This is a genomic window from Marinagarivorans sp., assembly GCF_982758155.1.
Genome location: NZ_CEXWTU010000115.1, coordinates 1 through 13,528 on the forward strand (window position 1 = coordinate 1; position 13,528 = coordinate 13,528).

Sequence of the window (13,528 nt, forward strand, 5' to 3'; positions counted from 1 at the left end):
GTTATTGAACTTAATTCCGATTTGTTGGGCAGTCGCCAATCGTCAAAGCCGCTGGTTGTTGCTAAGTGCGCGCGTTCAATGGCTTCGCCCCATGTGGCGGTGAGTGTTTGTGTGTTATCGAGGTTGCAGCGATTATTTTCTGCTGACCATTGTTGCCCTAGTGGGCAGCGCAGCCACATTAAGCCGGTGTGGGTATCAATGGCGGTAGCGGTGTTTAGGGTGTAGCGCTCGGTAGGGGCTTCTTGTTGTAAAGTGGTTAGGCATGTGGCCAATGCGCAAGATTGCCAGCCGATGGCCAGTAATGCGAGAGAGGTTTGAAGGGCTCTGGTATAGGCTTGTGTGATCATAAGGATTCTCCTTCAGCCACTAAGCGCACATAGTTGGGAGCTTCCTTAATTGTGCTGCCAGTGCTGCCATCGCTAAAGTACAAATACCATGCGCGCAGCCTAATGGGGGCGTAGGTTTGGCTGCTCCAATATTGGTCGTTTTTGGTATTGGGGAAGTAATCGGAATCGACGACAAGGTCTAGGTTGGTGGTGACGACAAGACTCATAAGCTCGTTCACTGTGGGTAAGCGCCAGCGGCTGCTACCGCAGTAGGCCATGCTGTTTAGAGCATCAATATAAGCTTGGGTATTGCACGCAATGCCGTTGCAGTCGTCGGTGTTTTGTAAGCCGGATTCTGCGCCATTACGGCTGCTGTCGTCATCAAACCACGAATACTTTAAACCGACAAAGTGCGGGCTATTAGCATCGCCCGATTTTACTTCCCAGCGCAAACCTGTGTGGTTGTCGTGAATACAAGCCCATTGCGGTTCATTGGTAAGGCTGCCAGTTAGCGATAATTTAGACCAATCAAAACCTTGTGGACCATTACCCGTTTTGTTGAGTGTGCGGGTATTAGCTAGAAAATCGCGGCCAGTATTGCCATCTTGCACGCCAGCGACTAGGCAATAGACGCCGAAACCGTTAGCTGCACGGCAGTAATCTGTACCGGTATCGTTTAGGGGGTGTGGGTATTGAGCGCTACTACTAGCGTTGCTTTCGCTGCTGTCTTCGCTACTCAGGGGCGGCGTTGAGGTATTACCGCCGCAAGCCGAAAGTATAAAGGCTAGTGGTACACAGGCTAATCCAACAAAGGTTAAAGATACAAGGCCGTTTCTCATTGTCACTGGCTCATCGTGTTGAGTGGTGTTTGCGAATGTTTATTTATGCCCAATAGAGGACCTAAAGTCTAACTGTGGATGATTAAACTGAGAACTCTGAGATAAAAGGTGATGATTGTTGCTGTAGTTGATTTAAGGCCTATTTAAATAAAAAAGGCCTAGTGCTCACAAGAGCAGCTAGGCCTTTATAAGTTTCAACTAAGGCTTAATCAACCTTATACAACATGCTCGTTTTTCATAATGTCCGTCATGTGGCCTGACGACTGTAAACCGCTTAAGCCAAAGCCATCCGCAATGTCGTTCATCAATGCACGGTTAGTGCCGCCACTGCCAACACCTGAGGGGAAGCGACTCATATTGGTTGCCAGAATATTCGGGCAACCGCCGGTGGTGTGGCTGATGCCGTCTTGATCGGTTACCTGTAGGAACACGGTATTGTCGATCATTTTGCCGCCGGCAGGGTCGTCTGTTTCGGCCAAGGTCTTGATGGTGTAAGCAACGGCTTCGTTAATGTAACGGGTAATAGTGATGACATCGTTACGGCTACGACCGTGGCAGCTTTGGTGGTGGGCTTCGGTAAAGCTACCTTCGTAACGCCAGTTACTTTGGCTATCGTCCAGCTGGATCGTAGCCACGTTACTCAAACCACACTTCATAGCGGTAATGGCAATGTCGGACATCAACATAATTTCACTTTTGCAACCGCCGCCATTATCGCTGGCGTTCTGTGAAGCCATTTGAGGGTCCGCGCAACCTGCAGGCGGCACAAATTGCGAGGCATCGTTCAAGCGTTTATCAATACGCTCTAGCGCGGCAAAGTGAGTCTCTAGGCGCGCTTTTTCTTCGGAACCGAGCTTTTTCATCAGTTCGTCGAGTGCTGCTTTGTTAGAGTCTAGAATTGTCTTTTGTTTTAGATACAGGGCCTGCGCGGCGCCGCCAGGGGGTGGGCCACCAAACAATTGCTTGTAAGCGGCTTGCGCGTTGCTTTCTGGCACTATGGGCTGGCCGCCGCGCCGGCCAATAAGGTCGGTGGGTGTAGTACAGCGAACACCTAAGTTAAGACCTTGATAGGGCGTATCTGAACTGATTGCTCGGGCCATCTGGACATCAAAGCTATCGCGGGCACCGATGTTCATCGCGGCATGAGCAGCACCATGACCACCACCCTGAACATTCACCAGTTTGAACTGGCAGTATTGGGCGACATCAAGCAGTGGTTGCGTACATTGATTCATTGACCCAAGGCTAGAGGGAGCCCAAGAACCTTGGGGTGCACCGGCAGGGTAGCTAAAAGCAATAAAGCGTTTAGTTTCACCAGCGGCATGTGCTGCGCGGTTAATCATGGCGCCGCCGACAAAAGGCGAAGCTTTCCAGAGTGCAGAAGATACACCGGCTTTCGATACCATATCGAGAAACTTGCGGCGTGTGCTATTGAATTTTCTTATTTCAGTAGTCATTCCTATATACCTTTAATAATTCTGTTTCAAAGTTGGCCCAGTATTCCTGGGCCAGCCGCGTGATTAGTTCGCTTTACGGTAGCGTAGTAAGTCTTGCATCACTAGGGCGGTAATAGCGGCTTTAGCACTGTTGCCATCGGCAGAGAATGCGGCCTTGGCTTTGTCTGCGGCACAGGCAAAGTCGGATTCTTGCTCGGTGGTTAATTGATTTTCAGTCGCAACTTTATCAACACCTTTTTTATTCAATGGCATGCCCGCAATAAAGCGGAAGCCTTTTTCGATCAAGCAAGCGCTAGCACCGGGCAAAGTAGCAATAACTTTAGATAATTCCTTAGCACCAGAGAATGGAATCGAATCGGTGTCATCAGGGTTTTCGGTACCGTACAAAATACCGGCTATATCGACATCCAGCGTTTGTACGCCGCCGTAGCCTTTTTCGGTATCGCGCCATTGGCCGGCTTGGTCGAAATCTTCCATGCCGAATAAGGGGTTGATTTGGTATTGATGGCAGCCATCGCAAGAGCGCGCATCGGTAATGCCTTCGTTATACTCTCGGGTTGTTAATCCGCCCATTTCATATTCACTGTTGACGCGGTTTTTCAATTCTTCGCGGTCTTCAATGAGAAGCGGAGGCGGTAAAATATGCTGGCACAACATTTGTTCGCGCACGCGCACGGCCCGAATAATGGGGCGTGTTTTTTCCGGTAATGCGTGCAAAGTCATAAAGGCGCCCGAAGTTAAAACACCACCGCGCTTATCGAGGTTTTCAACGACGTTCCAATCGTTATCACCCGAGGAGCCAGAGGCAATGCTGTAGTAATCCGACAATGTTTTGTTCAGCACGGTAAAGTCACCGCCATAAAAAGATTCGAACGGCCGCTCTTGATAAACCACGGCTTGGAATAGCTGACGAACTTCTTCAGCCATAGACTCACGTACCTCGGGGGTGTAATTCGGGAAGAGCGCGCTATCGCGATCCCAAAGCGAGCCCGTGATCTTGTAGGTGTCAAACCAGTAGCTGGCCATTTCGCCAATGCGCTCACGACCGCGAGAGCTATCAATCAAACGCTCAACATGTGCACGAATTTGATCTTCATAGTGAAGGCCGTCGTTAGAGGCGGCTTCCCATAGCAGATCGTCAGGTGCGCTGCCGGTGAGGGTATAAGATAAGAAAGTGGCATACTCGAATGGATCAAGCACGTAGCTGTCAGGGTCGGCCAGCTTCATTTTCTCTTCATCACCGCGAGCCGGGGTATACAGCACCGCTGCGCCAAAAGTGATGGTGCTAATATATACTTGGTCACTCGAGGTTTGGAAGCCAATGTATCCGTCGCCAGCGGCAGCATCTTGGATATTAATACGCACATTTTGTGGGCGGTCTGAAGTGATTTCGATAGGGTATTCTTTATTCCCAGTCTTCATGATGATGGAGGGGTAGCTACCATTGATCATCGAGGCGCGCATTTGGAAGGAGACTATATCGTTGCCCGTCCAAGAATAACGCTCTGCACCGTTATTATCTAAATAATATTGGATGCGAGAAAAACCATCGTCGCCTTGATTACCAATAGCAACTTGCATTTGCGAACTTGGGTCTGGACGATAGTAAGATACAGGCTCGGTGCTAAGAATTTCAGAAACTTGTTGGCCTAGCTCAGAGCGGTACAAGAACTGTGGTGAGTTAAGCGCTGCAATAATAGCCAGCTGTAGGCCTTCCTCAGGAGCGGAACCCCCAAAAATTTCAAAGTACTGTAAACGCTCGGCTTCAGTAATGGGACGGCGGAATAGGCGTGGTAATAGTTCCTCGACAAATTTATCGGAACAACCCCCGCTGCAGTCAAAGGGCTGCCCGTTTGCGATTGCTTCATTGGCAACGGTTTCAGAAACAGACCAATATTTCGTAGCGCGGCTATCATCTACTGGCGTTGCGGCGTTGTTAGGGAAGCCTCCGCGCTCGGAATCGATGACAACTTTTGTACGGTAATCAGTGGTGATACCGAGTAAGTCTTCAATGGAATTTTGGTACTCGTCCAATGTCAGTAAGCGCAATGCTTGTGGCGAGTAACCCAAAGGCTTGGTGGCATCGCAGGATGCCTTCTCTTCAACTTTAAAAGTTTTGAGGTAAGCCGTAATATCAGCGGCACACTGGCCTGCGCACTCTTCAGGCGAGCCTACCTGTGTTGGCATCTCATCTTTAATAATGGTGAACATTTCTTGTTCAGACAGAGATTGGTAATCAATCGGTGTAATGCCGTTAGCATCGGCACCATGGCAAGATGAGCAGGACAAAAGAGCATCGTTACTATCAAAAACGGCTGCTTCATAACGCTCTGCACCTTTTAAATCATCGGCAACGTAATCTGTATAAAGGTCGCCGCCGGCGTTAGGTGTTGAAGAACTCGTCGCGGTAGAGCTAGGCGTTGATGAAACAACCGGCGCGCTACTTTGGGTTGTTGGGTTACTCGAAGATGTTACGTCGTTCGAGCTTGACGATCCGGGGTCTCCGGTTCCAGTACACGCGGTCATAATTGCTGACGCGAGTGCTAAAGGCACAATTTTGCGCATTAGTCCTTCCTCTTAAAAGTTGCCATATTTGGTACTTCTTGTGGATGCGCCACCCAAGTCTGCGGGCGTCGCACAATTTACCTGATCATAATAGAACTACTTATAGTGTTACGTTGTGATCGAAATGCTAGTTTTGTGGGGTAAGGTCACCATTTTCTAAGAATTGGGAACATTGACACAAATGATTAATACGATGACACAGGTGTCAGGGGGTTTTGCGGGAAAAAGAACAAAAATAAGTGCAAAAAGTGGCACTGTTTAATGAGTCTAAAAAGTGGCGTAAATGCGCTGAATTTTTTTAAATAGCTTCTTGTATGCCAGGTTTTAGTAATAATTTTTACTGGCATCAAACGAAAGTATGGTTTTTAGGGCGAAGAAAAAAGACTTGCATTTGAAAAACGCATGTAATCCTTAAAAAACGGCAGTTTTGATTCATTACAGACCGTTTTCGTTGCGTTTCGCGCCAGTTAGCATCACATGACTATTTGATGCGTTGTTGGTGCGGCGTTATTTAATAACGAAACGAATGGGTAATCGCGCTCCTTGAAAGCCTTTCGAATAACTACACTTCACCCGTCGCGTAAATAAACCGTTTATTTACCTGTTTTAGCTACTTTCTGATCCAATAAAACATTAATTAAAAGCACGTTGGTTATAACGAATCCGTCAGTCTAGGGATGGCTTCCGTCCATCTTAAGCACCCTCTCCGCCGCTGGGTAAATACGCTAGGGTTAATGCATAAGCATTATTGTTGAACGGCCGAAAAGCGTTCGATATTAGAGCGTGTTAATGAGCTGTTATGCAGGAGTTGTTATGAACAAGGGCAATACCGGATTCACGATTATTGAGTTAATGATTGTTATCGTCATATCGTCAATTTTGATGATGATGGCTGTGCCTTCCTATCAAGGATTTATTAAACGCAACAATGTCCAAAGCTTACAAAGTCGTGTGGCTGCTGCCGTTGTTACCGCACGCAGTGAAGCCGCATCGCGCAATGGCGTAACAACCTTGTGTGCGAGTACAAATGGCACAGATTGCGGTGGCGACTGGAACGAAGGTTGGATCGTATTTTTGGATAACGGCGATGGCGATACCGGGATTGCACAAAACGCAGAGCGCGAAAAAGATGAGTCCCTTATTCTTAGTTTTGCAAATGTTGGCAATTATAAAGTCGTGGTCAGTGGCGAAAACGCTAGTGAAACGATAACTGATTTTAGCTTTAACAGTCAGGGTTTTAGCTTAAATAAGGCGCGTGCATTAGTCACGGTGTGTGAACCCGAAGGTGGGGTGAGTTATGCCCGCGGGCTGATTATCGAACGCAGTGGCCGAACTATGGTAACGCGTGATTTAGACGGTGAAGACGGTATTCACGAAAGTCGTTTTGATGATGGGGCGGGCAAGGTTGTCGTCGCTGATTTGTCGTGCTGAATTCTTTTGAGAGGCATGCGTATTGTGATCATGATTAAACATCATAGTGGCGCCACCTTGCTGGAAATGATGATTTCATTGTTTGTATTGGGGGTGGGACTGATGGGCGTATTGGGGATGCAGACCCAGGCGGTTCGTTTTAACCATCAGGCCTATTCGTACTCGCAAGCGGTATTTTTAGCGCAAGATATTATGGAGAGTATTCGTGCCAATAAAAATTCATCATCAAATTATAAAATTGGTTTAGATGAAAGTGCATCGTCCTCTACAGACTGCTCTACGGAAAATGCCAATTGTAGCCCTAGTGAGTTAAAAGATTGGGATATTAAAGTATGGCGGGAAAAAGTGTCTCAACGGCTGCCAACAGGCAAAGGGGCTATAGCGTATGACGGGACGACATACACCGTGACTATCGAGTTCGATTTAGTAAGGACAAGCCAAAAAGGAAAAGACCCGGTAGCTGAAACAGCAGATGCTGAGCGGGAAACCTATACATTGCAGGCAGGGTTATGATAATGCATTCATTTTTACGTCGCGATGTCCGTAAAAAAATAGCGGGTTATTCACTGATTGAATTAATGATCACAATGCTGATTGGGCTGATTATTTTAAACGGTGTTTTCCAAGTCGTTATGACCAGTAAACGCAGTGAGCTAGACCACAAAGAAATTTCGTATATACAAGAAAATGCGCGTTTTGCATTAGATGTACTCAGCCGAGATATTCGTATGGCCGGCTATATTGGCTGCGCCAACAATAATACGGATCAAGTGAATGTCATTACTCAGGATGTCATGGGCTTTATAGGGACTGCCGGCATTAAAGGGTTTGATGGCGATAAGTCGACGGCTGATTTTCCGGTGCAATACCGTGCTTTAGCTAAATCAAAAACGGATTCGTTATTGATTCGTCGTGGTGAGTCTGAGAAAGAATATCTTGTGCGCGCACAAAACCCCATTACCGATACTATTTCATTATGGACCAATCACAATTTTGAGCTTAATCAACCGCTGGCTATGGTTGATGGCACCTGTCGATTCAGTGCACTTTTTACAGCTAGTAAAATTGATAATGCCAATACAATAAGCCATGGCGTTAGCCAAAATAATTGTAATGATGTGCTGCGCGGGCGATATAGCTGCGGGGACTGCAGTGGCAGTAATTGCCCAAGGGCATTGCCCAGCGCATCGTATTTGGCGGGCGCGCGCATTATGCCGCTTATTTCTAATGCGTATTTTATTGGTGAGTCTACTTTACTGCCGGGTACGCCAGCGCTTAAGCGCCAATCCATGGTAGTTAATGATAGCAATATCACTACGCGTACAGAAGAACTCGCAACGGGCATAGAAAATATTCAATTTCTATATGGTGTTGATACCAATGCAGACGGCAACATTAATGAATATCGACAAGCCAGTGAAATGGACATTAATAGCGATGGTGTTGTTGATAGCGATGACTGGGAAAATGTATTAACTGTAAAAATTAATATTTTACTGATTTCACAGGCGCCAGCATTTACAACACCGCAAACAGTTGTATTCAACGGTGTTGATTATGTTGGCCTGTTTATGCGCCAGGTGGTGAGTAGCACTATTCAAATAAGGAATCAAAATACATGAAGCGACAAGGTGGTGCGGCGCTCATAGTGAGTTTGATTATTCTGGGTGTAATGACCCTTATTGGTGTTACCAGTATGCAGCGTTCGGGGTTAGAGCTAAAAATGGTCTCTAGTGCCCATGACCGAAGCGTTGCTTTTGAGGCCGTAGAAACAGCGTTAACAACGATTGAGCTGAACCTTTCAGAAAGCCCACCACCCTTATTAAACCATTACAGTGATTGCAGTGGTGCGGGATGTTTTAATACTGAATGCAATAATGGCTTATGTTTCTCGGGCGAATATTACCGCTCACAAGAACGGGCGCAATGTTATATCTCTGACCCAGACACAAATTTTCAACATGATTTTTGGTCAGATAAAAAACTCGATGTTTGGAATTCTACTGCCCGCCATTCCACCGTGAATGTGGAAGGTTTAAAAACACCGGTGAAATACATTATAGAGTTTCTATGTTTTACGAATATTGGACCAGAGCTTAAGTCGGGATTTTCTACGCAGGGCGCTACAGTAAGTAGCAGCGAAAACGAAAATTACAAACCACTTTATCGCATTACTGCAATGGCCAGTGGAAATGCCAGCCGCGCAACGGTTGTGCTGCAGTCTACTTATCGCATAGCAAAAGAATCTTAAAATGGTGTACTAAGATGTTAAATTATAAAAAAATAATGAAAGCCTGCGCCAGTATTTCAGTTGCCATTGTGGTGATGATAACCCCAGTGTATTTGTATGCACAACATGCGATTGATTATCAAAGCACGCCCCCGTTTACTTCTAGCAATAATACTCCACCAATGGTGATGCTGAGCATGTCCTCAGATCATCAGCTTTTTTTTAAAGCCTACAACGATTTTTACGACATTGATGGCGATAATATTGCAGACCTAACATACAGTAAAACAATTAAATACATTGGTTACTTCGAAAGTGCGACATGCTACAAATATAGCGATAGCATTTTTGAGCCCGACACCCGCACAACCAGTGAGTATTATTGTAACCAGGGTCATTCAAATCAATGGAGTGGTAATTTTTTAAATTGGTTATCCATGACTCGTATTGATGTGGTTCGAAAAATTCTTTACGGCGGGTATCGATCAACCGATACCGGTACAACCACCGTACTGGAGCGAGCACACCTTCCTAACGACGCGCACAGTTTTGCAAAATATTACAACGGTACAGATCTAGGTAAGTTAACACCTTACGGTAGTTTGCTGACTGGGCAACAATCTGTTTATTCTGGCATCACTTTTTGTAATACCACGGTTGATAGCACCATTGGTATTCGTTCGCAGCAAAGCACGGCCCCGCCACTGATTCGTGCAGCAAAAGGTAATCATTCATTTTGGCCCGCCGGTGAGCGTTGGCAGTGTTTGTACAGTGGTGAGCTGCCTTATAGTGGTGAGCCGAGTAGAAACAGTGATAGAGATGTTTTAGAAAGCATAGGTGTTTATGCATCACACGATAACCCTTCGAGGCAATGGGAAAAATTAGCTGATTACGTTGCGCGAGTAAAAGTGTGCACTAGTAAAAGTAATTTGGCTGCCGAAGGTTGTGCGGCGTACCCGGATGGTAATTCTAAGCCCATTGGTATTCTTCAAAAATATGGCCAAAACGGCGAAATACTGTTCGGTTTAATGACGGGTAGCTACAAAAAAAATAAATCTGGCGGTGTGTTACGAAAAAATATTGGTTCTATTGGTGACGAAATTAATATTCGAACCAATGGAGTAATTAAGGATATGACGACCGACGGTGGAATTATTAAAGCGTTAGGTAGCCTGCGTTTAGCCAATTGGGCCTATCAGCCCAAATGGAACTCAACGACAGAAGAGCTTGGTACTTATTCAGAGGATAATTGCCACTGGGGGTTATCCAGTTTTGGTGATGGATCATGCACTAACTGGGGTAATCCATTTGCTGAAATTATGCTGGAAAGCTATCGCTATTTTGGTGGTGAAAAACCCACGGCTAGTTATGCTGCTGATGATAGTTTTGTATCGTCAAATTTAGGTGTTATTGGTTGGAAAGAAGTTGTTAAAGAAGAAAATTATTGCAGCAACTTGAATGTTCTTGCTTTTAACAGCAGTACTATTTCTTACGATGGTGATAATGTAGATCCAGTTGATATAGGCGCCAGTTTTGTCGAGCTTAATCGTTTGACTTCAGAGCTAGGGCGGCATGAAGGTATTTCGGGTGGGAACTATTTTGTAGGAAAAACCTATGGCACGGATAACGACGAACTTTGTACCTCGAAAAAGGTAATTGGATTAGCCTCAGTTAGAGGTACCTGCCCAGATGCGCCACGCTTGCGCGGTTCTTATTATTCTTCTGGCTTAGCGTTTTACGCCAAAAATAATGATGTAAATAGTCACGTTAAGGGTAAGCAAACGGTTAGTACCTTTGGTTTTGCATTGGCGCCTTCTATTCCAAAAATTGAAATTTCTCAAATTAACGACAGTAGTAAAAAAATCACTATTTTTCCGGCTTGTCGTAATAGCAATATAAGTGGTAACTGCGCAATAGTGGATTTTAAAATTATTGAAGCGCATAACGACAACAATAATGACGGGACCTATACCGGCTTAATGTATGTGACTTGGGAAGATAGTGAACAAGGTGGCGATTTTGACCAAGATTTAAACGGTATTATTGCTTACGAACTTACCAAAACACATTTAACCGTAAAATCGCGTGTCCTTAAAAAATCTACTGATGCAAAAATGGGTTTTGGTTTTATTGTTGATGGTGTGGGATCTTCCATAAAGGTTAATGGTCAGGATAAAGTGAATTCGCAGGGAGATGGCTTTCATGTATTAACCGGTATTAATGGATTTTATGGTGGGGACTGTAGTGATTGTAAAATAGATTTTCGTTGGAATACCAAAGAATTCACGCTGGACAGTGGCACCACTAATTTTCTAGAGCAGCCACTATTTTATGCTGCCAAGTACGGTGGATTTACTGATCAAAATGATAATGGAATTCCGGATTTACAAGGCGAGTGGGATGCGAAAGACAACTACACCGGCGCACCTGGGCCAGATGGTATTCCCGATAACTATCACAATGTGAATAACCCGCAATATCTCGAGCTACAATTCGATAAAGTATTATCAGAAATTTTAGATTCCGCAGCCTCCGGTACGGGATCGAGTGTGGTGACTAACGCGGGTGATGGTGTTGGTTTGTATCTGCAAAGTTTGTTTTACCCCAGCTTAATGTACAATGGGAATAGCCTTTCTTGGGTGAGCACGCTGAATGGCATGTTTATGGATAGCAATAATTTCGTGCGTGAAGACTCGGATAAAAATGGTCGTTTGACATTAACCGATAAAATTGTTGAAGTCGTTTTTGAGGGTGAGAGTAAAACAATGATGGCACAGCGCTATACGGCTAATGCCGATGGGTCGCGCGGCAGTAAAAGTGGTGAGTTAATCCCTTTACATGATTTAAAGACCGTGTGGAGTGCGCACAAGCAATTGGCAGCGATAACGGATCCTACGAAACAGCGAGCTTACTCGCAAGCCGCGATTACTCAGCGGCACATTATAACGGCAATAGATAATAACGCAGATGGCTTAATAACCGGCAATACCTCGGTTGTGTCTTTTACGGCTGATAATTTTACGGGTGATAACTATTATTTGTTGGCGAGTAGCCCCGAGTCTGCTGGGCAGGTGGTAAATTATATTCGGGGTGAGGATCAGGTGGGTTTTCGTTCACGTAAAGCTGATTTACTCGATAAGACCGATGGCGATGAAAAATGGTTGCTAGGCGATATTGCAAATGCATCTCCGGTGATTGTGGGCCCGCCTAAAATTGGCTATGACATTGATTTTTCAGACTCGACTTATCGTGATTATCGCAAGCATTACCGCAACCGACGAACAATGGTTTATGCCGCAGCAAATGATGGCATGCTCCACGCATTTAATGCCGGCTATTTCAATAGTGATGAAACGGCCTACGCCACTGATAAGCATCCACTCGGGGCTGAGCTTTGGGCTTATGTCCCCTATAATTTATTGCCCCATTTACGCTGGCTAACCGATTATAACTATCCGCATGTGGCGTACCTAGATGGCAATGTACAAACATTTGATGTGAATATATTCGCCAACGATAACGATCATCCCGGTGGTTGGGGTACTATTTTGGTCGCGGGTATGCGTTTTGGTGGCGGCCCTATCGAGACAACAGATAAAAATGGTAATACAAGAGTGATGCGCTCGGCCTATGTTGTTCTGGATATTACTAATCCAGAATCGGAGCCGCGTTTAATTGCAGAAATAACCGATCCATCTTTAGGTTATACCACGGGTAATGTTGATGTTATTAAAGTGCGTAAAGCCAATAGCCAAACAGGACAATATGATGGTGTTTCGAATAACTGGTACCTTACCTTTGGTTCTGGGCCAAAAGGGGCGGATCAGGCAGCAACACAAGCCGCACAAAAAAATGCAATAAGTGACCAAACCGCTAAAGTCTTTATTTATGATTTAAAAGCGGGATCACTTCAAGCAGTTGATACGGGTGTGGCGAACTCGTTTGTGGGTGGCATTACGGTAACGGATTGGAATCGGGATTTTATCGACGATGCTGTCTATTATGGTTTGGTGTCTGGCGCTATGGATTCACCAGATGGCCAACTGAGACGACTTAAGCTTTCAACCGTTGGGAGCAAAATAACAACAACCGATAGCGCCATTTTAAGCGGTACCGGGCAAGCTTTCTCGGCAGCACCTTATACGCGTATTGATACCGATTATAATTATTGGGTATTCGCCGGCACCGGGCGATTATTTCATGATAAGGATGGAGCATACCCGGATCAGAATAGCTTTTATGGCTTAAAAGAACCTGTCGCCGAAAATGGAGAAATCGGTACGCAAGCCATTGATGCGACAAAACTCATTGATGTGAGTGATATTCAAACATATAGCAATGGGCAGGTTCTTACCTATGATGGAAAGCAGGTTTTTCTTCAGGGTAGTGAAGCGGTAGAAACGAATGATGATGTTACGTCTATTATTGGCAAGACGAGTGGTTGGAAACTGAATTTCTCTAATACCTCTGCACGGAATATCGGACAAGCCTCGCAATATTCAACGAGTTTACTCTTTACAGCCTTTACCCCTAGCGACGATATTTGCTCCGGCAAAATTGGTAGCACCCAACTTTACCAGCGAGAATTTTTTAATGGATTATCGCCGGTATACAGCGCCAGTACAGACAAGGATAAAGACACCGGGGATGAAGACGAAGATGGCGATGGCGACGGCGATG

At 45.5% G+C, this 13,528-nt stretch carries 9 protein-coding genes; 5 read left to right on the forward strand and 4 right to left on the reverse strand.

What is annotated here, in order from left to right; genetic code table 11:
* The 4 genes from AC3A8L_RS12745 to AC3A8L_RS12760 form a co-directional block, all read right to left on the reverse strand.
* A partial coding sequence (locus AC3A8L_RS12745) for an Lcl domain-containing protein (RefSeq protein ID WP_487962644.1) occupies positions 1 to 347 on the reverse strand: 347 nt, incomplete at its 3' end.
* A complete protein-coding gene (locus AC3A8L_RS12750; RefSeq protein ID WP_487962645.1) occupies positions 344 to 1,165 on the reverse strand; it encodes an Lcl C-terminal domain-containing protein in 822 nt (273 codons plus the stop codon). The genes AC3A8L_RS12745 and AC3A8L_RS12750, both read right to left, overlap by 4 nt.
* A gap of 215 nt (positions 1,166 to 1,380) precedes the next feature.
* Positions 1,381 to 2,622 (reverse strand): DUF1552 domain-containing protein, encoded by a 1,242-nt coding sequence (locus AC3A8L_RS12755; protein ID WP_487962646.1) that lies wholly within the window; start codon positions 2,620 to 2,622, stop codon positions 1,381 to 1,383.
* A gap of 63 nt (positions 2,623 to 2,685) precedes the next feature.
* Positions 2,686 to 5,187 carry a DUF1592 domain-containing protein gene (locus AC3A8L_RS12760; protein WP_487962647.1) on the reverse strand — a complete coding sequence of 834 codons (2,502 nt, stop codon included), beginning with the start codon at positions 5,185 to 5,187 and terminating at the stop codon, positions 2,686 to 2,688.
* Between the two features lie 813 nt (positions 5,188 to 6,000).
* Between AC3A8L_RS12760 and AC3A8L_RS12765 the strand changes: the two genes are divergently transcribed.
* The 5 genes from AC3A8L_RS12765 to AC3A8L_RS12785 form a co-directional block, all read left to right on the forward strand.
* The gene (locus AC3A8L_RS12765) at positions 6,001 to 6,618 is read left to right on the forward strand and encodes a GspH/FimT family pseudopilin (protein ID WP_487962648.1); all 618 of its coding nucleotides are present in this window, start codon (positions 6,001 to 6,003) and stop codon (positions 6,616 to 6,618) included.
* A gap of 30 nt (positions 6,619 to 6,648) precedes the next feature.
* Positions 6,649 to 7,131: a type IV pilus modification protein PilV gene (gene pilV / locus AC3A8L_RS12770; protein WP_487962655.1), complete on the forward strand. Its 483-nt coding sequence runs from the start codon at positions 6,649 to 6,651 to the stop codon at positions 7,129 to 7,131.
* The gene (locus AC3A8L_RS12775; RefSeq protein ID WP_487962649.1) at positions 7,128 to 8,240 is read left to right on the forward strand and encodes a PilW family protein; all 1,113 of its coding nucleotides are present in this window, start codon (positions 7,128 to 7,130) and stop codon (positions 8,238 to 8,240) included. The genes pilV and AC3A8L_RS12775 overlap by 4 nt, the downstream gene beginning before the upstream one ends.
* Positions 8,237 to 8,869: a pilus assembly PilX family protein gene (locus AC3A8L_RS12780; RefSeq protein WP_487962650.1), complete on the forward strand. Its 633-nt coding sequence runs from the start codon at positions 8,237 to 8,239 to the stop codon at positions 8,867 to 8,869. Before AC3A8L_RS12775 ends, AC3A8L_RS12780 begins: the two co-directional genes overlap by 4 nt.
* A gap of 14 nt (positions 8,870 to 8,883) precedes the next feature.
* Positions 8,884 to 13,528: pilus assembly protein (locus AC3A8L_RS12785; protein WP_487962651.1), on the forward strand; the 4,645-nt coding region annotated here is incomplete at its 3' end.